Source organism: Zobellella sp. DQSA1 (assembly GCF_041950555.1).
Taxonomy (GTDB): domain Bacteria; phylum Pseudomonadota; class Gammaproteobacteria; order Enterobacterales; family Aeromonadaceae; genus Oceanimonas.
In genome coordinates, this window is sequence record NZ_CP169531.1 from 2372931 (window position 1) to 2394774 (window position 21844).

The following is a 21844-nucleotide window of genomic DNA, read 5'->3' on the forward strand; positions in this document are numbered from 1 at the left end:
GATATGAATTTTCCAAATACTGATGATTTCTTGGAAGCGTTTGGTATTGAGCCGGTCGAAGAAGACCCCAGCATGGCCTATTGCCGTTACGTAAAGACGGCACCGGATGATGGATTGGAAATTGACATTTCATTCAGTGCTGTCACCGAGTCATTCCAGTTCGCATTGCGTTGCGGTGGGCATGAAGTGGCAACAGTCTCTTCGGAAAAGGTGAGATCTATTGAGCTGCGGCATGATGGTTCCAGCTCTGGCATTCATGTTGTGTTTGACATTCATGGTGTGACTTCAGAAGCTTTAGTCACGTTAGAGCCTGAATTGAGCTGCCGTTGGTGGACATTAAGAAACGTATAAGCTTAAGCTATCGAAAAGTTAAAACTCCGCTTCGGCGGGCTTTACTTAAATGACCGGTCATTCAGATAAGCAGCCTCGCCACCCAGAAGGTAAAATTCGCTATATACCACCCGAAGGATACTTGCCATCACAACCTCTACCAAGAGGGCCAAACAATGGCTACCTTGATAGGTTTGGGAATGAATGGGTAAAGGGCCCCTCTCGTACAGCTGGCCAAGCATTCGAATGGGATGTCCAGCTGTCCCGTACAGGAAAGTCACAATTAGGTTGGGCAACTCGAGACGGCTCACACTTAAATGTTTCTCTCGATGGCCGCATTACACACAGGTAATTAACATGAAGATAGATTTTTATTGCGAAATCAAAGTTAACGATGATGCAAAAAACAAAAAATACAATGGCCGCACTGGGGTGGTACTTGGTATTAGTGAGGAAAACGGAATCACCTATGGTTACTCTGTAGTTCTCCATGGAGAAAACCACACAGTATATTTTGAAAAAAATGATGTCACGCCTACAGGGAAACAGTTCAAAAGAGAGGATTTCTATTAGATATCAAAGCGGAAGCAAGATTTTTCCACTCAGACATCTAAAACTGATTAACCTGGTGATAGGTGCATCAGCCACAACCCTGAAAGCCGTATGGTTGCTGGGCTGAGGACTGCTCGAGGTTGCCGCTAGGTTAATAAGCACCGCCGCCAGCCACATCAAGGAGCTGGAAAAGTACTATGTTGCCCACAAACTGGCCCACGCCCTGGCCTTAAGCAAAATCACCGCCGGTGCCATCACTGCCTACGCCGGCGGCAATGCCCAAACCGCCATCAACAGCGCCGATACCGCGGTGAAGAACAACTACCTGAGCCAACGGCAAAAGGCCCAGCGGGAGGTGGAGCTCAATAACTGCAAGGATATTGGCTACAAAGCTTCCATGTACGCCAAATGGGCGGCCATCGATGCCGGCCAGGATGGCAGCTTTGCCGCTGGCCTGGCCATGGGCGTACCCGCCGGCCTCTACGACACCGTGATAGGCCTGGCCCATATGGGGATGAATCCCCTGGAAACCTGGGAAGCACTCAAGGGCGTTATCAACAGCGGCGATATCCTCGGCACCGTCTCCTCGGCGGTGAAACAGTCCTATCTCGACCGTATCGACCATATGATGGCCGAATACGAACGGGCCGGTGCCGGCGGCGCCTTCAACGCCGGTGTGGAAGGTGGTAAGCTGGTCGCAGACCTCGCCTCCCTCGTCGCTGGCGGCTGGGGTACTGCCAAGGGTGGCGGTATATTGATTGAGAAGGTTGCGGCAAAAGTTGTAGTTCCAAACAATACAGCCCGCACTTATGCTCATAACATGATCGAGAATCCAGGACCGTTAGCGAGCTTACCCAATAATCCTGCTGCGAACTTTGCAGGAGGGAAATACAACACCATTACCCTCAAAGATGATCTTATCTTGTATCGAGCTGGTCAGGGTGGTGGCGGTCGCAATGCTCTTGGTCAATGGTTTACGCGCGAACCTGCCAGTTCTGTTGCTCAAGTCCGCATTGATCTTGCCGTAAAGCCTCACTGGACAGATGCGAATGGCGCGTTAACTGGTACCTCTCCTATTGAATCTATTTATCAAATAAAAATACCGAAAGGTACAACTATCTATGAGGGACCTGTTGGCAGCCAAGGTGGAGTTTATCTTGGAGGACAAAATGTGATGCAGATATATGTTAATCAACCTTGGAATATCAAGGGTGTTCAGATAATGAACGTATCACCAATAGGAAGAAACTGATATGAATAGTGTAAAAAAATCCAACGACTTACTTCGTCTATTTATTGAACTAAAGCAAGTCATGATCAGAGAAAATGAAAACAATTGGATTCGTGGCGTAAACCTTATAATTGAGGCGCTCAGCCCACCAGAATATGGAGGAAAAGGAAGTGCCGACGAAGCTGTCAGATATGTTGAAAACACTTATCGAAATATGGTTTCTGGCAACGGTAGTCTCTCTGATTTTTTCATATGGCGCGATGACTTTGATGACAGAGTAAAAGCCAACAAAGAATTGGATAGAATAAAAGCTGACATTTGGACGCTGATTGACAATTAAGGAACGTCCCGGCTATTTGGCTGGTCAGTTCCTGTAAGCGGTAAGATCGGGTCAGATCTTGTCTTTTGCCCCACGCCAGCACCCGAGTCTTAAATAACTGTTCCGAAGAGTAGATCACTACCGGCAGCGGCTGGGTTCTGCTAAGCAGACCCTCCGCGCCAGGGAGGACGCGGCGGAGCCCCCAAGGGGCGAGCTTGCTCGCCGTGACGAGCGGTTTCAGCCTGACCGAATATCCAGAGCACGAACGGGGTCAGGTCTTGCCTTTTGCCCTGCGCCGACAGCAGAGCCTTAGCCTGACAACACGAACGGGGTCAGGTCTTGCCTTTTGCCCTGCGCCGACAGCTGAGCCTTAGCCTGACAACATATTGCTGAACAAGTACGAGCAGACAGCCCTCCGCAAGTACGTGGGCTGGCGTCCGGCCCAGGAGCCGTCACTCCGGTCGGCGTAGCCGACCACGCAACGGCCGGCACCGCCTACGCCAGCAGAAAACGGAGAAACGCTACCCCCTGGCCGTGTTGGCGGCCGGGTGTCGATGGCGTTATCTCAGGCAACCGGCGGCTCCAGCTCCGCCCGATATTCGTCGCGCAGTTGCTGCCAATATTGTCGGTCTTCCTCGGTGATCGGCCTGATGATCCGGCAGGGGTTGCCGGCGGCCACCACGTCGTCGGGAATGTCTTTAGTCACCACCGAGCCCGCACCTATCACCACCCGGTTGCCGATGCGCACGCCCGGGTTGATCACCGAGTTGCCGCCCACCCAAACGTCGTCGCCGATGGTCACCGGCTTGCCACACTCAAGCTCGGCGCGTACCCCGGCGTCGATGGGATGGCTGGCGGTGTAGACGCAGACCCGGGGACCGAACAGCACCCGCTCGCCGATGCGGACCCGGCACACGTCGAGGATGATGCAGTCGAAGTTGGCGTAAAAGCCCTCGCCGATAAAAATATTGCCGCCGTAGTCGCAGCGAAAGGGCGGCTCTATGTAGAGCCGTTCGCCGGTGGCGGCGAACAGCGCTTTCAGCAGCCGTTGCCGTTCCTCCTGCTGCTCTTCGGTGGTGGCGTTGAACAGCCGGGTCAGCCGCCGCGAGCGCCGGGCATCGGCCCTGAGTTCGGGCCCCAGGGACGAATAGAGTTTTCCCGCCAGCATGCGCGCCTTGTCGTTCATCCTTTCCTCCCGGATCTGGTTTGGACTTGAATGAATCATGATACGCCAGGGGCGGACCCGCTGTCCGCCCCTGGCCGCTCAATCCAGCCGGTATACCCGGGCCTCGAAAGGCCGCAGGATCGCACCCTCTGCCATGGCCGACGGATAGTTGGCCAGCTGCGGCCCGGCCGCCGGCAGCGCCTCCTCCAGCAGCTGACAGTCCGCCGGTTGGTCGCTCAGGTTGACCAGCACCAGCCAGCGCTCGTTCCCCAGGCTGCGACGGTAGGCGTAGATCTGCGGATGCTCCGCCAGCAGCAGCCGGTAGTCGCCGTAGATCAGCGCCGGCGCGGCCTTGCGCAGGCGGATAAGGGCGCGGTAAAAACTGAGCACCGAGTCCGGGTCGCCTTGCTGGGCGGCCACGTTGATGGCCTCGGCGTTGGGGTTGACCTTGAGCCAGGGCGTACCCGTGGTAAAGCCCGCCCCGGGGCCGGCGTCCCACTGCATGGGGGTGCGCGAGTTATCCCGCCCGGTGCGGGAAAGCTGCGCCAGTATGTCGGATTCGGCCCAGCCCTGGCGCTGCAGTTCGGCATACTGGTTTTTGGCGGCCACGTCGTTGAAATCGTCGAGGCTATCGAAAACCGTGTTGGTCATGCCGATTTCCTGGCCCTGGTAGATAAAGGGCGTGCCCTGCATCAGGAAGTACATGGCGGCGATGGCGGTGGCGCTTTCCCGCCAGTAGTCCCGGGTATCCCCCCATTTGGAAACGATGCGCGGGATATCGTGGTTCTCCACGTAGAGGGCGTTCCAGCCCCGGCCCTCCAGCCCGCCCTGCCAGCGGCCGAAAATATCCTTGAGCGCCAGCAGGTCGAGGCGCTGGTGCGGGTTGGCTTCCCACAGCTTGACGTGCTCGAACTGGAAAATCATGTTGAGCCGGCGACGCTGCTCGCCCACCCATTGCTCGCCCGCCACCGCGTCGGCGCCGTTAACCTCCCCCACCGTCATGATGTCGTAGTGGTGGAACACCTGCCGGCACATGTCGTCCACGTAGTCGAACAGCCCCTCCGCGTTCATGTGCTTGTCGAAGGAAGGCACATAACGCAGCCCCAGGGGGTTGGGCATGTCGGACAGCGCCGGCTCCTTTTTCATATGGCAGATGGCGTCGATGCGAAAGCCGTCGATGCCCTTGTCCAGCCACCAGCGCATCATGTCGTACACCGCGTCGCGCACCGCCTGGTTTTCCCAGTTCAGATCCGGCTGCTTGCGGGAAAAGAGATGCAGGTAATACTGGTCGGTGCCCTGGTCGTGCTCCCAGGCCGAGCCCTTGAAGATGCTCTCCCAGTTGTTGGGCTCGGCGCCGTGCTTGCCGTCGCGCCAGACATACCAGTCGCGCTTGGGATTGTCTTTGGAGGAACGGGACTCGATAAACCAGGGGTGCTCGTCGCTGGTATGGTTGACCACCAGATCCAGGATGAGCCTCATGCCACGGGCGTGCACCTCGGCCAGCAGCCGGTCGAAGTCGGCCAGGGTGCCGAATTCGGCCATGATGCCCTGGTAGTCGCTGATGTCGTAGCCGTTGTCGTCATTGGGGGACGGGTACATGGGGCAGAGCCAGAGCACGTCCACCCCCAGCTCTTGCAGGTAGTCCAGCTTGATGATGATGCCGTTCAGATCGCCGACACCATCGCCGTTCGAGTCCATAAAACTGCGCGGGTAGATCTGGTAGGCAACGGCTTCCTTCCACCAGCTGCGCTGCAGCCGGCCGCTTGTTGTGGTGGTCATGGCATTGTCCTTGTTATCAGGGGCGGCACAGCGCCGCCGGGATAGAAAATCGGTCTGTGTTGATGTCGGTGTCGACACTGTCATATCCGCACAAGTCCCCGTTTCAGATTTCCGTGAACCAGAGGCAACAGGGTCGCCTCCGCCGACACGCTTCAAGTACATCCCTGTATCGCTCGGCACATGCCATCCCTGGCATGTGACGGTCGGCGGAGGCAAGCCCTGTTGCCTCGTTCATGCCTCGGCGGTGTCTGATGGCGGTGCCAGCAGACGCCTGCGGAACTACAGGGAGGACAAAGGGTGCTGCTCAGCCGACCCTCTGCGCCAGGGATGGCGCAGTGGAGCCCCCAGGGATGGGTTCACGGCGTGTCGGCGGAGTAGTGCCCTTTGGCCGACCTTCCGGACCTCATCAGCAGTCAACGAAAACCTGTGCCAAAGGCAGCCCTGCACGGGAATGAAGCCTCTGCTATCTCAGTGGCAACAGGCCAAGCCTCAGCCGGCCGCTTCGTCCAGCAGCACCATAAAGGCCTCATAGGGCTGTAGTTCCAGCTCGCCGCGCCAGTGGTCGCGGGGGGCGTAGTTGCTGATCAGCACCTCTCCCGGCTGCTGCAGTCCGGCGGGCAGGGTCAGGCTGGCGCGGCCGGCGAAGAAGTTGCACAGCACCAGCATCCGCCGGTCGCCGAGCCGGCGCTGGTAGGCGAACACCCGCGGGTGCTCGCTCAGCAGCGGCTGGTAGTCGCCGTACACCAGCACCGGATGCACCTTGCGCAGGTGGATCAGCCGCTGGTAGTGGTAGAAAATGGAGTCCGGGTCATCCAGGGCGGCGGCCACGTTGATCCGGCCGTGGTTGGGGTTGACCTCGATCCAGGGCGTTCCCCGGGTAAAGCCGGCGCCGGCCTCGCCGCTCCACTGCATGGGGGTGCGGGCGTTGTCCCGGCCGTTGGCGTGGATGCCGGCCAGCATCTGCTGATGGGGCACCCCGGCGGCGGTGCGCTCCCGGTAGAGGTTGAGGCTTTCGATATCCCGGTACTGGTCGATGCGCTCGAAGCACACGTTGGTCATGCCGATCTCCTCGCCCTGGTAGACATAGGGCGTGCCCTTGAGGCCGTGCAGGGCGATGGCCAGCATCTTGGCGGACTCGACCCGGTAACGCCCCGGATCGCCGAACTTGGACACCGCCCGGGGCAGGTCGTGGTTGTTCCAGAACAGGGAGTTCCAGCCGCTGTCGGCCAGGCCCTGCTGCCACTTGTCGGTGATGGCCTTGAACGCCGCCAGGCAGAAGGGCCGGCTGCGCCACTTGCCTTCTTCGTCGTCCCAGGTCTGGGTGATATGCTCGAACTGGAACACCATGGACAGCTCTTGCCGTTCCGGGTCCGAGTAAAGCCGGGCCGTCTCGGGGGTGGCGCTCCAGGTTTCGCCCACGGTGAGCAGGTCGCGCCCGCCGAAGGTGGCCCTGTTCATCTGCTGCAACAGCGGGTGCAGGCGGGCGCCGTTGGTCATGATCTGGGCGTCCACTTCCTTGCCGATAAGATCAATAACGTCCATGCGAAAACCGCCGATGCCCTTGTCCAGCCACCAGTTCATCATCTTGTGCACCTCGGCCTGCACCCGGGGGTTTTCCCAGTTCAGATCCGGCTGCCTGCGGGAGAACTGGTGGAAGTAGTACTCGCCGGTCGCCTCATCGTATTCCCAGCCGCTGCCGCCGAAGTAGGAGCGGAAGTCGTTGGGCGGGCCGCCGTCCGCCGCCGGCTGGCGCCAGATGTAGAAGTCCCGGTAGGGGTTGTCGGTGGAGCGGCGCGCCTCGACAAACCAGGGATGCTCGTCGCTGGTGTGATTGACCACCAGATCCATCAGGATGCGGATATCGCGCTGGCCGGCCTCGGCGATCAACTGCTCCATCTCGGCCAGGGTGCCGAACTCGGGGGCGATATCCTGGTAGTCGGAAATATCGTAGCCGTTGTCGTCCATCGGCGAGCGGAACACCGGCGACAGCCAGATAACGTTGACGCCGAGCCGCTGCAGGTAGTCAAGCCGCTGGATGATGCCCGCCAAATCGCCGATGCCGTCGCCGTTGGCGTCCATAAAGCTGCGCGGGTAGATCTGGTAGACCACGGCATCGTGCCACCATTTTTTGTCTGTTGCTGGGTTCATGTCCGGTTCCGTCTCAAAAAGTAAAAGCAATCAATGCTGGGCGGTGGGCAGCAGGCGGTCGAAGGCCCGGCCCTCGCGATCGAACAGGTAGCAGCAGGCCGCCGGCAGGCGGATGCCGACCAGGGCGCCCGCCGCTATGGGCGAACGCTCGGCGTTGCGCACCACCCAGGGCTCGCCGGCGTTGCCGTTGTCGAGGTAGAGGTAGGTCTCGTTGCCCATGTGCTCGACGAACATCACCTCCCCCTGGTACTCGCACTCGGCTTGCTCGCCCCACTGGACATGCTCGGGGCGGATGCCGAGGTTGACGCTCTGGCCTTCGGCCTCGGCCGGGGTGGCGATGGGCAGCAGCAGTTCCTTGCCGTTATCGAGCTCGACCAGGCTCTGCTCGGCCCCGGCGCGCCTGAGGATGGCGGGGATCAGGTTCATCTTGGGCGAGCCGATGAACTGGGCCACGAATTCGTTGGCCGGGTGATCGTAGAGCTCGAGCGGGGTGCCCACCTGCTCGATATTGCCCTTGTTCAGCACCACGATGCGGTCGGCCAGGGTCATGGCCTCCACCTGGTCGTGGGTCACGTAGATGATGGTGGCGCCCAGCCGCTGGTGCAGGGTGGCGATTTCCATGCGCATCTGCACCCGCAGCGAGGCGTCCAGGTTGGACAGCGGCTCGTCGAACAGGAACAGCTTGGGCTCGCGCACGATGGCGCGGCCGATGGCCACCCGCTGGCGCTGGCCGCCGGACAGGTCCTTGGGCTTGCGCTCCAGCAGGGGTTCGAGCTGCAGGATACGGGCCGAGTCGCGCACCTTCTGGTCTATCTCTTCCTTGGGATGCCCGGCCAGCTCCAGGGCGAAGGCCATGTTCTGGTACACGCTCATGTGCGGGTAGAGGGCATAGGACTGGAACACCATGCCGATGCCGCGCTCGGCGGGGGTGTCGTCGTTGACGTACTGGCCGTCGATGAACATGCTGCCGCCGCTTATCTCCTCCAGCCCCGCTATCATCCTGAGCAGGGTGGACTTGCCGCAACCCGAAGGCCCGACGAACACCACGAACTCGCCGCTGTTGATCTGCAAATCCAGCGACTTGATCACCTCGGCCGATTTGCCGTAGCGTTTTTGCAGTTTTTCCAGTGTTAATTGCGCCATGTTGTTACATCCTGTTTTTGATAATCCGTTTACGATCTTTGTAAAGCTTGTCTGTAACGGCTCATCGAAGAGTCAACAGGGCCACCTCCACCGACACGCTGCAAACACGTCCCTGTGGCGCTCGGCACATGCCATCCCTGGCATGTGACGGTCGGTGTAGGCAATCCCTGCTGCCTCTTCCAGGCCCCGCTGTGGTCTGATGGTAGCGCCAACAGACGATACTGAGCTTTAGGGAGCAGCACCCTTTGTCCTCTTCGAGGTTCCGCTATCTGAAGTGGGAACCCCCGCCCTTCCTTACTTGAGGTAATCCAGATAGGGCCGCTGGCGGTCGATCATCAGGTCCACCATTTCCGGGATACGGCGGCACTTGTCGTTGACCGAGTCCACCAGCAGCGCCTGGATCACCAGATCACGCGAGCCCTGCAGCACCGCCTCGGCGGTGAGGTCGTGCACCGCCACCTGGTTGCAGAGCAGCCCCGCCACCCCGGCCGGCATGTCCAGCCGGATGCCGTGCACACCCTTGCGGTCGATGATGGCCGGCACTTCCACCGCCATGAACCCGGGCAACTGGCGGATAAAGCCCTGGTTGGGGATGTTGACCGCCCCTTCCTCGTAGCCGGCGTCGGTGAGCATGCCTTCCATGATCGGCACCACCCGCTCCTTGAGCTTGAGCTCGATCACCGGCTCTACCTGGCCCAGGTAGTTGCGGTAGAAGCTGTAGAAGTCGAGGATGCCACGGTGGTCGCTCACCTCATGGGCCCAGCGGATGTACTCGCCGAAGTGGCTGTCGCCGGTGATGGGCAGGTGGTGGAACTTCTCGAGAATTTCCCTGAACAGGGTGCGATCCGCCCAGGGGTAGGCGCTGTCGGCACCGCCCAGGGCGTCGCGCTCGGTGCTGCCCTCGGTGTCCACCAGCTTGCCGTGGGTACGGGTGTATTCCAGGATGTCGCTGTAGCCCGGCAGCTTCTCGAAGTAGCCCGGCGCCCTGGCGCGGATATCGGCGTAGGCGTCCTTGCCGCTGTCCCGGTAGCTGGCCTCGAGCAGCACGCTGAAGTGGTTGAGACCGCCGGCGCGCAGCGCCAGGTTGCTGAAGGGAGTATCCAGCATTTCCGGCAGGTAGCGCTCCAGGGAGGCGATTTCGTGGCACATGCCGACGAAGTTGAGCCCGGGGAAGCGGCGGTGCACCGTGGTGCAGATCCGGCTCATGGGGTTGGAGTAGTTGAAAATCCAGGCATCGGGGCAGATGTCGGCGATATCGGCGCAGATCTCCAGGATCGGCGGGATGATGCGCAGGGAGTGGAACAGGCCGCCGGGGCCGCCGTTCTCGCCGTAGACCTGCGGGATGCCGTACTGCAGCGGGATCTGCCAGTCCTGATCCCAGAGCGCGAAGCGGTCACCCACCTCGATGGAGATGATCACGAAGTCGGCGCCCCGGAGCGCGGCCTTGCGGTCCACGGTGGCGCTGAGGGTGAAGGGCAGATCCCGGGCGGCGAGAAAGTCGCGGGCGGTCTGCTCGGTGGCCGCCAGGGCGCGGGGGTTGATGTCGTGCAGCACGATCTCGCTGCCGGCCAGGGTGGCGCTCTGGAAGATGTCACCCAGGGTGCCGTAGCCGAACTGGGCGCTGCCGGCGCCGATCAGGACGATTTTTGTAGCCATTCGTTTTCTCCTTGTTCAGACACTGTTGTTAAGTGGGATCACCCCTTGACCGCACCGCTGGTCAGGCCGCTGACGATGCGTTTCTGGAAAATCAGTACCAGCACGATGATCGGCAGCGTCACCACCACCGAGGCGGCCATGATGCTGCCCCAGGGCAGTTCGTACTGGGAGGCGCCCTGGAACATGCCGATGGCCACCGGCACGGTGCGCTTGCCGCTCGAGATCACGAAGGTGAGCGCGAACATGAACTCGTTCCAGGCGCCGATAAAGGCCAGCAGGCCGGTGGTGACCAGCGAGGGCCCCATGATGGGCGCGAAGATGCGGGTGATGATCACCCAGGTGCTGGCGCCGTCGACGATGGCCGCCTCTTCCAGCTCCACCGGCATGGACTTCATAAAGGTGGTCAGCACCCAGACGGTGAAGGGCAGCGAGAAGGTGGTGTAGGACAGCACCAGGGCGCCAAGGGAGTCGTACAGGCCCATAAAGCGCACCAGCTCGAACATGCCCGACAGCACCGCCACCTGGGGGAACATGGACACGCACAAGATGGTGAACAGCAGGTACTTGCGCCCGCGGAAGGAGATCCGCGCCAGGGCGAAGGCGGCGGTGATCGACACCAGCAGGCAGAGCCCCACGGTGACGGTGGCCACCAGCACCGAATTCAGCAGGCTGCGGGCGATGCCGTTGTCCACCAGGGCGCCGATGTAGTTGTCCCAGTGGAAGCCCGAAGGCAGGTAGTTGGCCAGGAACAGCTCCTGGCCGGTGCGCAGCGAGGTGAGCACCGCATAGTAGAAGGGGAACACGCAGATCAGGCCGGCCAGGGCGGCACCGGCGTAGATCAGGCCCTTATGACCCCATTCCCGTTGCTGACGGCTGAACTTCATGCCTTGTTCTCCTTGTCGTTAAAACGGCCTACGTAGAGGAAGCAGGCGGCGATGCCGGCCACCATCATGAACACCAGTACCGAGGCGGCGGAGCCGAAGCCCATCTCCTGGTAGCTCACCATCTGATCCCGGGCGTAACCGGAAATGGAAATGGTGGCCTCGCTGTTGGAGGTGAGCACATAGATGAGGTCGAATACCCGCAGCGCGTCCATCACCCGGAAGATCAACGCCACGATCAGCGCCGGCATGACCAGCGGCAGGGTGATGCGGGTGAAGCGTTGCCAGGCGTTGGCGCCGTCGACCCGGGCCGCCTCATACAAATCCTTGGGGATCAGCTGCAGTGCGGCCAGCAGCATCAGCGCCATAAAGGGGGTGGTCTTCCATACGTCCGCCATCACCACCGCCCACATCGACAGGGAGGGGCTGGCTATCCAGGCCAGGGGCTGGTCGATAAGGCCGGCGCGCAGCAGCAGATCGTTCACCACCCCGAACTGGTCGTGGAACATCCAGCCCCACATCTTGGCGGTGACGATGGTGGGAATGGCCCAGGGCACCAGGATGGCGGTGCGCACCAGGCCCTGGCCGCGGAAGGTCTGGTTCATCAGCAGCGCCAGCAGCATACCCAGTACCAGTTCGAGCGACACCGACACCCCGGTGAACCAGAGGGTGTTGCCCACCGCCTGCCACCACAGGGGGTCGGCCAGCACGCCGTAGGCGCCGCTGTCGGTCAGTTCCAGGTAATTGGCCAGACCGACGAAGTTGTATTCGTGCGGCGCGTCCAGGGCGGCATCGGTCAGGCTGTAGAACAGGGTGCGCAACAGCGGCCATCCGGCCACCGCCGCCAGCAGCAACAGCGCCGGGGCCACCAGCACCCAGGCGACGCGGGCACGCCGTTGCTGATGGTTGAGCTTGCTCCGCCCGGGCGCCGCCGCACTCGTGGCCGCCTTGGCGCGCTGCGCCGGGGTCAGGGTCTTGGTGTAGTGATCCATGGATTACTCCGTGCAATTCAGATCGACAGGGGAAAGAAGGGCCGCCCGGCAGCGGGCGGCCAAGGGCACGGACCTAGCGCCAGCCTTTCCCTTTGATGCGTTCCAGCCGGTTCTGCAGATCCGCCACCGCCTGTTCGCCGCTGCTGCGCCCGCTCAGCACGTTGTAGGTGGCGTTGTAGATGGCGTTGGACACCCGGGCATACTGGCCCCTGGTCTGGGTGGCCGGCCGCGGCCGGGCATTGGCGAAGATGTCCCTGAATTCGGCGAGATAGGGCGCCATGGCCAGCACTTCCGGATCCTCGTACAGGGCCACGCGCGAGGGAGCCACCCCGACCAGTTGCAGCGCCTTCTTCTGGGCCTCGGCGTCGCTCACGATTTTCAGCAGGGTCACCGCCGCCTCGGGGTTCTTGCTGTAGGCGCTCACCGACCACTGCCAGCCGCCCAGGGCGGCCACCGACTCTCCCTCGGCCCCGCTCGGCAGCGGCATCACCCCCACCTTGCCCTTGACCGGGCTGTTGTCGGCCTGGGCCAGCACATAGGCGTAGGGCCAGTTGCGCATAAACAGGGCGCCGCCGTTCTGGAACACGGCGCGGGCCTCTTCCTCCATGTAGCCGAGGGTGCCCTGGGGCGTTATGGTGCCGACCCAGCCGGCGGCCATGTCCAGGGCCTGGGCGGCGCGGGCATTGTCGATGGTGACGGTGCCGTCGCCATCCACGAAGTCGCCGCCGCCATGGGAGGCCACCCATTCCAGGGCGTTGCAGGTCAGGCCCTCGTAGGATTTGCCCTGGAACACCAGGCCCCAGAAGTTGCGCTGGCCGGCGGCCCGCTCCCCTTCCTGGATGCGGGTGGCGATACGGGTCAGCTCTTCCCAACTGGCGGGGGGCTGCTCGCCGTATTTTTCCAGCAGATCCTGACGGTAGTAGAGGGCACCGGCGTCAAGGAAGGCCGGCACCGCCTTGACTCGTCCGTTGACGATGTTGTTCTGCCAGGCACCGGGGAAGAAGTCGGCTTCCAGCTCCGCCACCTGCTCGGTCAGATCCAGGGTATGGCGGTCGAGCAGGCCCACCCAGACGGTGTCGGCCTGGAACAGATCCACGGCGTTGCCGTCGCGGGCGGCGAACAGCTGCTGGAACAGGCCCAGCTTCTCGTCGGAGGAAGGGGGGAACTCGATAAACTCCAGGGTGTGGCCGGTCTGCGTTTCGAAGCGATCCTTCACGTAGTCGCAAAACTCCTTGCCGGCGCCGGTGGGCGCGCATTCCATGCGCAGGGTATCGGCCTTGGCCACATTTAATGACGCGGCCACCAGGGCCGCCACCATGCTGAGTGTACGTACTTTCATCTTGACCTCTCGTCTTCCTGATTGGAGGGATAAGGGATGGCATTAACCATCCGTTAACTTTAGCTGTGTCCATCCTAGAGGAGGCGGAGGGATAAAAAGAAATGCTTTATTACGCAATTGATATAGAAAAAATCTATACAAAAAGGAGCCCAGGTGATCCGCTTCACAGTTTATGGCCCTACACCGTCCACAGGCCTGTGAAAATCTGTGACCGGTCTTAAAAACGGAGGGATTTGTCGTCCCGTGCTCCACACCCAAAGCGTTTTAAGCTTTATCGTTGACAAAAAATGCCAGGCTTTTAAGCTCTGAGATAGAAAGTATCTATCACTAACAAGGACGTATCGTGGACAAGCTGTTACGCCAGTTTATCGAGGTGGGCACCCTCAAGAACGTCAGCCATGCGGCCAACCGGCTGTGCCTCAGCCAGCCGACCCTGACCCACAACATGAAGAAGCTGGAAGAAAACCTGGGGGTACAGCTGCTGGTGCGCAGCTCAAGCGGGGTGACCCTCACCGAATACGGCGAGCTGCTGCTGGAGCAGGCGCGAATGATGCAGCGCATCTACGACAATACCCTGATCAGGATGGACCTGCTCAAGGAACGCCAGGAGCAGAGCCTGAAGATAGGCACCGGCCACGCCTGGTGGCATATGTTTCTGCGGCAGACCTTCGAGGTCCACCGCCGCCAGTACCCCACCGCCAATGTCCATATCGATCTGGGCAACCACCTGCGGCTGATGGATCTGCTGCTGAGCGGCGATATCGATCTCTTTATCGGCCACGAGATCCAGGGACTCAACCCCAAGGCCGGGGTCAGCTTCCTGCCGCTGCTGAGTTCAACCGATGCCTGCTATGCGCGCACCGGCCATCCGCTGCACGGGCGCACCGTTGGCCAGGAGGAGGTGCTGGCCTACCCCCATATCGAACTCACCCCCGACGAGCCCCGTTACCAGCACGTGATGGAAGACATGCAGCCCAAGCGCCGGGAGCGGCTGCAGTTGCACATGACCGAGCGAGTGGTCTATTCCACCAACTCCGTCGCCACCGCCATGGACATGCTGGCCGCCACCAACGGCATCATGATATTCCCCAGTTGTATGCAGGACTATTTCGCCCGCTCCGGCATAGTGACGCTCAGGCTGAAAGAGTCCCTGCGCAAGGGCATAGTGGGCATTTACCTGATGCGGGAAAAAGTGGAAGACCCGCATATCACCCAGGTAATCGAGCTGATGCGCGAGCATATGGAACAGCACCGCCATCTGCTGGAATAACAAAGGCTGACAAGCCTTCGTATTGCTCTGTGGTCACTCCCGCGAAGGCGGGAGTCCAGTGCCAACGGTCGTGGATCTCCGCCTTCGCGGAGATGACAGCCATAAAACAACAGCATTCAAGGGAGGGTTTCCGGCTAAAAATCGGAGATGCACGTTGTCAACAAACTGAAGGGCCATACCGGCCCCTTTGCTTATTTGTCTTCGGCCACCAGTCGTTCCAGGCCGCCTACCGCCACCAGTTGCTGGTAGAGCGGCCTGGCCTTGCCCGGCCCCAACACCAGCTGATGTTCGCCACCGGCCCCCACCACCAGGGCGCGCACCTCGCTCAATTGCGCGATGCGTGCCCTGTCGAGCAGCCCCTCGTCGTGCAGGCACACCCGGATACGGCTGGCGCAATAACGCAGCCTCGCCAGGTTCTGTTGGCCACCCAGTGCGCCCAGCAGCGCCTCCGCCAATGGTTTCGTTTCCATCACCGCCTCCTGAATCGAATGGGATCTTGCAACCGGGATCATAGCGAGGGGCATCCAGATAAATAAAATCGATTTTTACCGGCTCAATATAGAACGTATCTATAATTGAGCCGGTCCGGGCTCAACCCTGCTGGCTTTGCACCTGCCAGGGGGCCGTGATGTCGGTCTCGAAGGGCGCGAACCAGCTGAGACAAATCTCCCCATGCAGTTCATTGAGGGCTATCTGTACCAGGTCGATAAAGTCGTGCAACCGGTCGGGCTCGCGCGCCAGCTTGTCGATGCAGGCCCCGGTCAGCAGTCGCAGGCAGCGTTCCGTCGCCGCCAGCGCCGGCTGATGCCGCGGCAGGGTGGCCAGTTCCCGCGACAGCTGGCCGATACAGCAGGCCACCGCCCTGGGAAAAGACTCGTCCTGCAGCAGGAAACGCAGCACATCGGGCCCGCGTACCGCCAGCCGCACCTGCTGGCGGTACATCTGGTGTCCGCTCAGGGATTTCAGCACGCTCATCCACTGCAGGGTTTCGAACGGCTTGAGATCCTCGGCGCTGCGCGGCAGCAGGTTGGCCGAGCGCACGTCGATGATGCGGGTGGTCATGTCGGCCCGCTCCAGCTGCCGGCCCAGGCTCAGGAAGGTACGTACCTGGGTGTGGCTGAGGGTGCAGGCGATAATGCCGTTGACGGTTTCGCAACTGCGGATGACCCGGTTGAGAAAGGCGTCGCGCTTGCGGGGCGCTAGTCCCTGGGATTCCAGCTTGCAGATCCCCAGATACAGCTGGTTGACTTCCTCCCAGATGCTGTTCGGCATCACGTCCCGGGTGGTGCGCAGGTTCTCCCGCGCCGCCGCCAGCGACGACAGTATGGAGCCCGAATAGCGCCGGTCCATGCACAGGAAGTTCAACACGCTGACTTCGTCCGGCTCCCGGTAATGCTGGTTGAACAATGCCTCGCTGCCGGTGATGGTCACCAGCGACGACCAGCCCAGGCTGGTGGCCTGGGGAAAGTCCAGCAACAGGTGGCTGTTTACGCTGATAAGGCGCGCCGTGTCTTCGGCCCGTTCCAGATAACGGGCCAGCCAGTAAATGTTTTCAGCTACTCTCGACAGCATGATCAGTATCCTCCCACATCGACTATCCAGGTGTCCTTGCTGCCCCCGCCCTGGGAGGAGTTCACCACCAGGGAGCCCTTGGTGAGCGCCACCCGGGTCAGGCCGCCCATGGTCACGTAGGTCTGCTCGCCCGAGAGAATGAAGGGTCGCAAATCCACGTGGCGCGGCTCCATCTCGTGCTCACACAGGGTTGGCGAGGTCGACAGGGCCAGGGTGGGTTGGGCCATGTAGTTGCGCGGATTGGCCTTGATCAACTCGGCAAACTGCTTCTGCTCGGCGGCGGTGGAATGAGGGCCGACCAGCATGCCGTAACCGCCCGACTCATTGGCGGGCTTGACCACCAGCTTGTCGAGGTTGGCCAGCACATAGTCGCGATCCCGCTCGAACATGCACAAATAGCTGGGCACATTGGGCAGCAAGGGTTCCTCGCTCAGGTAGAAACGGATGATGTCGGGCACGAAGGCATAGATCACCTTGTCGTCCGCCACCCCCGCGCCGGGGGCATTGGCCAGTGCCACCTTACCGCTGCGCCAGGCCCGCATCAGGCCGGGCACACCCAGCATGGAGTCCGGATTGAAGGCTTCGGGGTCCAGGAACATGTCGTCGATGCGGCGGTAGATCACATCCACCCGCCGGAGGCCGTCCACGGTGCGCATATACACGCAGTCATCATCCAGCACCACCAGGTCCGGCCCTTCCACCAGCTCCACCCCCATCTGCTGGGCCAGGTAGGAATGTTCGAAGTAGGCGGAGTTGTAGATACCCGGGGTCAGCACCACGATTTGCGGATCTTCCCCCGGCCGGGGCGACATGCCGGCCAGCATGTCGTAAAGCTGGGCCGGGTAATCGTCCAGGGGCTGGATGCGGCCGGTGGCGAACAGCTCCGGCAGCACCCGCTTGGTGACGTTGCGGTTTTCCAGCATGTAGGATACCCCCGAGGGTACCCGCAGGTTGTCCTCCAGCACATAGAGGGTGCCGTCTTTGTCGCGCACCAGATCCGAGCCACAGATATGGGCCCACACCCGGTGCGGTGGCGTCACCCCCACACACTGGGGCCGGAAGTTCACCGACTGGGCCAGCACCTCGGCGGGCAATATTCCCTCCTTGACAATACGCTGCTCGTGGTAGAGATCATCGATAAACAGGTTGAGCGCCTTGACCCGTTGCTTCAGGCCGGCGGCGGTCTTTTGCCATTCGTTCAAAGGAATGATGCGCGGCACTATGTCGAAGGGCCAGGCCCGGTCGATCATATTGCCCTCGGTATAGACGGTAAAGGTAATGCCCATGGCCTGGATGGCCACTTCCGCGGCCGCCTTGTGTTCGGCAAGCTCATGGGGAGCGAGTTGCGCCAGGTATTCACACAACATTTTCGCTTCCGCCCGGGCAACGCCCGGCTGGGCAATCAGCTCATCGTAAAATCCGTTGCACGCATAATTATGCCAGTTCGCTTTGCTCATAAGCGTGATTCCCGATATTTTTTGGTTTGGATGAGCAGTGCTCGTTAGCCCATCCCCTGCACCACTGCCGCATCCAGCAGCAGCTTAATCGATAAAGCAACCGGCATGCCAAGGTTTGGCACTTTCAATGGAATCGTACTCTATAACAATGTTTTGATTATCCTCCCGTGATTAAACGCACCAATTCATTTCTTTCTTCCCGTTGGTCATCACCAAAAGCGGGCAATATCGTTGTGTCGCTATAGAAGAGTCTGTCTTTTGTTAAGGTGCCGGCATATTCATCAGACCTGCCCGTGGATTCAAATGCACCAGGATGATCCCCCAAAGTGCATCAACGCACCCCAACAGCGCATCTTCCCCATACACAACACGGATATTGAATAGATGCCTGTCTGTATTGATAACATCACTTAGCAAATCCGCAAAATCAAAAAATCCGACGAAGGTATCATAAATGCGACTCGCCTCTACCGGAGTCTTGGTGAGGTTGTTATCCTTTTTACCCATCGCGTCTTGCTTTTTAATATGCCAGCGGCAAAAAGTGGAGCATCAGATGTAAAAAAGCAGGCACACTACTTGCTTGAAAAACAGCATCCGCTCTTGCACTTTTATGTAGTCTCACCCACACGCTGGACCAAGCCTATGACTATTCGCGTTGCACTCAAGCATGTCACCCGCTATGACTTCGATAAACCGGTTGCGCTGTCTCCCCATTTGGTTCGCCTGCGACCGGCTCCCCATTGCCGCACCCCGATTGATGCCTATTCATTGAAAGTGTCGGGCGGCGAATATTTCATCAACTGGCAACAAGATCCCTTCGGCAACCACCTGGCCCGATTGGTGTTTCCGGAAAAGCTTTCCCACCTGCAGGTGGAAGTGGAAGTCATAGCGCCACAGACGGTGATCAACCCCTTCGACTTCTTCGTAGAGGACTACGCCAAGGAATTCCCCTTCGACTATCCCGAGGCATTGAACAAGGAACTGGCACCCTACCTGGAAGCCGGCAACGCCGGCCCGCTCGTGCGGGACTGGCTGGCGAACGTCGACCGTGAACCGCGACCGGTGGTCGACTTCCTGGTGGCGCTCAACCAGCGGCTGCAGCAAGATATCGACTATAACATCCGTATGGAGCCCGGAGTGCAGAGCCCGGAGGAAACCCTGTCGCTGCGCCGGGGCTCCTGCCGGGATTCCGCCTGGCTGTTGGTACAGATATTTCGCCATCTGGGGCTGGCGGCCCGCTTCGTGTCCGGTTATCTCATCCAGCTTACCGCCGACGTCAAGGCCCTCGACGGCCCTTCCGGCACCGAGGCCGACTTTACCGATCTGCACGCCTGGACCGAGGTCTACATTCCCGGCGCCGGCTGGGTAGGACTGGACCCCACTTCCGGCCTGTTCGCCGGCGAGGGCCACCTGCCCCTGGCCGCCACCCCCGAGCCCTCCAGCGCCGCCCCCATCTCCGGCTTTACCGACGAGTGCGAGGTGACATTCCATTTTGATATGCAACTGACCCGCATCCACGAGGATCCACGGGTCACCAAGCCCTACAGCGACGAGCAGTGGCAGGCCATCCTCGCCCTGGGCGAGCAGGTGGACGAGCGGCTGCAGCAGCAGGATGTGCGCCTGACCATGGGCGGCGAGCCCACCTTCGTGTCCATCGACGACATGGACGCCCCCGAGTGGACCACCGCCGCCCAGGGCCCCACCAAACGGCGACTGGCGGAAGGACTGTTGCGCCGGCTGCGACCCCACTTCGCCCCCGGCAGCCTGCTGCACTACCAGCAGGGCAAGTGGTATCCCGGCGAACCCCTGCCCCGCTGGGCCCTGGCCTGCTACTGGCGCAAGGACGGCCAACCGGTATGGCAGGACGACCGCTGGCTGGCGGACATCGACAAACACTATGCCGTCACCCCCGAGCACGCCCGGCTGTTCGGCCAGGCCCTGGTCAAACGCCTCGGCATCGCCGACAAGTGGCTGATCCCCTGTTTCGAGGACGCCTACTACTATCTCTGGCTGGAGCAACGCCAACCGGTGGATGTGGAGCTGCGCGGCGAAAACCTCAAGGACGAAGAAAGCCGCCGGCGCCTCGCCCAGCTGCTGGAACGGGGGCTGGACGAAATCACCGGCTTCGCCCTGCCGCTGTTGATGGATCAGGCCGGCCAGCGCTGGCGTACCGGACCCTGGCCGGTGCGCCGCGAGTCCCTCTACCTGATCCCCGGCGATTCGCCCATGGGCCTGCGCCTGCCCCTGTCGTCACTGCCCCTGGCCGGCCGCGAGGATCAGCCCCAGCCCGCCAGCCTGTTCGAGTCAAAGCCGCCATTGCCGGATCTGCACGGCGAGGTGGCCAGCCGCTACAGCGCCTGGCAGCGCCAGTTCGAGGCGGGTGGCCATCACCAGCCGGCGCCGGGCCAGCAATGGCAGGAGCAGCAGGCGGAACAGAACAACGGCACCATCCACACCGCCCTCTGCCTGGAGCCGCGCGAGGGCAAGCTGTTCCTGTTTATGCCGCCCCTGCCCCGGCTGGAGGATTACCTGGCGCTGCTGGCCGCGGTGGAACAGACCGCCGCCGCCCTGGAACTGCCGGTGTGCATCGAAGGCTATGCCCCGCCCGCGGATCCGCGGCTGGAGAAGTTCATGATCACCCCGGACCCGGGCGTGATCGAGGTGAACATCATGCCCGCCAAAAGCTGGCCCGAGCTGGTGCGCAACACCGAGATCCTGTACGAAGAGGCCCGTTTGTCCCGCCTGGGCACCGAGAAGTTCATGCTCGACGGTCGCCACACCGGCACCGGCGGCGGCAACCACGTCACCCTGGGGGGAGAAACACCGGCCGATTCGCCCTTCCTGCGCCGGCCCGACCTGCTGGCCAGCCTGCTCGGCTACTGGCAGCACCACCCCAGCCTGTCCTATTTGTTCAGCGGCCTGTTCATGGGGCCCACCAGCCAGGCGCCGCGCATCGACGAGGCCCGCCACGAAGCCCTGTACGAACTGGAGATCGCCCTGCAGCAGATGCCAGTGGGCGAAGTGCCCCAGCCCTGGATGGTGGACCGGCTGTTGCGCAACCTGCTCACCGACATCACCGGCAATACCCACCGTGCCGAATTCTGCATCGACAAGCTCTATTCCCCGGACAGCCCCACCGGCCGGCTCGGGCTGGTGGAGCTGCGCGGCTTCGAGATGCCGCCCCATGCCCGCATGAGCCTGATGCAACAGTTGCTGATCCGCGCCCTGGTGACCCGCTTCGCCGCCGAGCCCTATCGCCGCCCGCTGGTACGCTGGGGCACGGCGCTGCACGACCGCTGGCTGCTGCCCCACTACATTTGGGCCGACCTGCTCGAGGTGCTCACCGATCTGCGCCGCCACGGCCTCGACTTCAACCCCGAGTGGTTCGCCCCTTTCCTGGAATTCCGCTTTCCCCACTACGGCCAGGTCTGCTACGACCAGGTCCAGCTGGAGCTGCGCCAGGCCATCGAACCCTGGCATGTGCTGGGCGAGGAAGTGAGCGGCAGCGGCACCGCCCGCTACGTGGACTCCTCGGTGGAGCGGGTACAGGTGAAGCTGTCCGGCTACAACCCGGCCCGCCACGTGCTCACCTGCAACGGCCGGCGGGTACCGCTCACCCCCACCGGGGTCAATGGCGAGGCGGTGGCCGGGGTGCGTTACCGGGCCTGGCAGCCGGCCTCGGCGCTGCATCCGCTGATCCCGGTGCAGGCGCCCCTGGTGTTCGACCTTATCGACAGCTGGAACCAGCGCTCTCTCGGCGGCTGCACCTACCACGTGTCGCATCCGGCCGGACGCAACTACGAGAGCTTTCCGGTCAACGCCAACGAGGCCGAAGCCCGCCGCCTGGCCCGCTTCTGGGCCATGGGTCACAGCCAGGGGCCGGTGGTGATACCGCCGGAAACCCCCGCCGGAGAATACCCCCATACCCTGGATCTGCGACACCATTACAGATCCGCAGGCGATGCCAGTCTATAATCCCGTGCAAATGCACAATACCGCCGGCCGCATCC

At 61.5% G+C, this 21844-nt stretch carries 18 protein-coding genes and 1 pseudogene; 7 read left to right on the plus strand and 12 right to left on the minus strand.

The window, feature by feature from the left end:
• Positions 1 to 3: 3 nt before the first annotated feature.
• The 5 genes and pseudogenes from ACEVBK_RS11545 to ACEVBK_RS11565 all read left to right on the plus strand — a co-directional run bounded on the left by ACEVBK_RS11545 (position 4) and on the right by ACEVBK_RS11565 (position 2453).
• Positions 4 to 351, plus strand: coding sequence for a hypothetical protein (locus ACEVBK_RS11545; RefSeq protein WP_375055095.1), 348 nt, complete (start codon positions 4 to 6; stop codon positions 349 to 351).
• A gap of 67 nt (positions 352 to 418) precedes the next feature.
• Positions 419 to 682 (plus strand): annotated as a pseudogene (locus tag ACEVBK_RS11550) (polymorphic toxin type 17 domain-containing protein); the annotation flags it as partial.
• 5 nt (positions 683 to 687) lie between these two features.
• On the plus strand, positions 688 to 903 hold the full coding sequence (locus ACEVBK_RS11555) for a hypothetical protein (protein WP_375055096.1): 216 nt from the start codon (positions 688 to 690) through the stop codon (positions 901 to 903).
• Positions 904 to 1105: 202 nt separating this feature from the next.
• On the plus strand, positions 1106 to 2134 hold the full coding sequence (locus tag ACEVBK_RS11560; RefSeq protein ID WP_375058552.1) for a VENN motif pre-toxin domain-containing protein: 1029 nt from the start codon (positions 1106 to 1108) through the stop codon (positions 2132 to 2134).
• A 1-nt stretch (position 2135) separates the two neighbouring features.
• Positions 2136 to 2453 (plus strand): hypothetical protein, encoded by a 318-nt coding sequence (locus ACEVBK_RS11565; RefSeq protein ID WP_375055097.1) that lies wholly within the window; start codon positions 2136 to 2138, stop codon positions 2451 to 2453.
• Between the two features lie 544 nt (positions 2454 to 2997).
• On the opposite strand, the gene ACEVBK_RS11570 is transcribed toward ACEVBK_RS11565, so the two are convergent.
• The 8 genes from ACEVBK_RS11570 to ACEVBK_RS11605 form a co-directional block, all read right to left on the minus strand.
• Entirely contained in the window at positions 2998 to 3618 is a 621-nt protein-coding gene (locus tag ACEVBK_RS11570) for a sugar O-acetyltransferase (protein ID WP_375055098.1), read from the minus strand.
• Between the two features lie 78 nt (positions 3619 to 3696).
• Entirely contained in the window at positions 3697 to 5376 is a 1680-nt protein-coding gene (locus ACEVBK_RS11575; protein WP_375055099.1) for an alpha-glucosidase, read from the minus strand.
• 489 nt (positions 5377 to 5865) lie between these two features.
• Positions 5866 to 7524, minus strand: coding sequence for an alpha-glucosidase (locus ACEVBK_RS11580; RefSeq protein ID WP_375055100.1), 1659 nt, complete (start codon positions 7522 to 7524; stop codon positions 5866 to 5868).
• A 30-nt stretch (positions 7525 to 7554) separates the two neighbouring features.
• Positions 7555 to 8667: an ABC transporter ATP-binding protein gene (locus ACEVBK_RS11585; protein WP_375055101.1), complete on the minus strand. Its 1113-nt coding sequence runs from the start codon at positions 8665 to 8667 to the stop codon at positions 7555 to 7557.
• 294 nt (positions 8668 to 8961) lie between these two features.
• Entirely contained in the window at positions 8962 to 10323 is a 1362-nt protein-coding gene (locus tag ACEVBK_RS11590; protein WP_375055102.1) for an alpha-glucosidase, read from the minus strand.
• Positions 10324 to 10361: 38 nt separating this feature from the next.
• A complete protein-coding gene (locus tag ACEVBK_RS11595; RefSeq protein WP_375055103.1) occupies positions 10362 to 11207 on the minus strand; it encodes a carbohydrate ABC transporter permease in 846 nt (281 codons plus the stop codon).
• Positions 11204 to 12196 carry a carbohydrate ABC transporter permease gene (locus tag ACEVBK_RS11600; RefSeq protein ID WP_375055104.1) on the minus strand — a complete coding sequence of 331 codons (993 nt, stop codon included), beginning with the start codon at positions 12194 to 12196 and terminating at the stop codon, positions 11204 to 11206. The genes ACEVBK_RS11595 and ACEVBK_RS11600 overlap by 4 nt, the downstream gene beginning before the upstream one ends.
• A gap of 73 nt (positions 12197 to 12269) precedes the next feature.
• Positions 12270 to 13535, minus strand: coding sequence for an ABC transporter substrate-binding protein (locus ACEVBK_RS11605; RefSeq protein ID WP_375055105.1), 1266 nt, complete (start codon positions 13533 to 13535; stop codon positions 12270 to 12272).
• A 343-nt stretch (positions 13536 to 13878) separates the two neighbouring features.
• Between ACEVBK_RS11605 and ACEVBK_RS11610 the strand changes: the two genes are divergently transcribed.
• A complete protein-coding gene (locus ACEVBK_RS11610) occupies positions 13879 to 14805 on the plus strand; it encodes a LysR family transcriptional regulator (RefSeq protein ID WP_375055106.1) in 927 nt (308 codons plus the stop codon).
• 191 nt (positions 14806 to 14996) lie between these two features.
• Here ACEVBK_RS11610 and ACEVBK_RS11615 read toward each other — a convergent pair whose 3' ends face one another.
• The 4 genes from ACEVBK_RS11615 to ACEVBK_RS11630 form a co-directional block, all read right to left on the minus strand.
• Complete coding sequence (locus ACEVBK_RS11615) at positions 14997 to 15275, minus strand: PTS transporter subunit EIIB (RefSeq protein ID WP_375055107.1); 279 nt, start codon at positions 15273 to 15275, stop codon at positions 14997 to 14999.
• Positions 15276 to 15396: 121 nt separating this feature from the next.
• Positions 15397 to 16377 (minus strand): alpha-E domain-containing protein, encoded by a 981-nt coding sequence (locus ACEVBK_RS11620; protein ID WP_375055108.1) that lies wholly within the window; start codon positions 16375 to 16377, stop codon positions 15397 to 15399.
• Between the two features lie 2 nt (positions 16378 to 16379).
• Complete coding sequence (locus ACEVBK_RS11625; RefSeq protein ID WP_375055109.1) at positions 16380 to 17834, minus strand: circularly permuted type 2 ATP-grasp protein; 1455 nt, start codon at positions 17832 to 17834, stop codon at positions 16380 to 16382.
• A gap of 261 nt (positions 17835 to 18095) precedes the next feature.
• A complete protein-coding gene (locus ACEVBK_RS11630) occupies positions 18096 to 18341 on the minus strand; it encodes a hypothetical protein (RefSeq protein WP_375055110.1) in 246 nt (81 codons plus the stop codon).
• 135 nt (positions 18342 to 18476) lie between these two features.
• Here ACEVBK_RS11630 and ACEVBK_RS11635 point away from each other — a divergent pair, with 135 nt between their 5' ends.
• On the plus strand, positions 18477 to 21809 hold the full coding sequence (locus ACEVBK_RS11635; protein WP_375055111.1) for a DUF2126 domain-containing protein: 3333 nt from the start codon (positions 18477 to 18479) through the stop codon (positions 21807 to 21809).
• Positions 21810 to 21844: the final 35 nt, after the last annotated feature.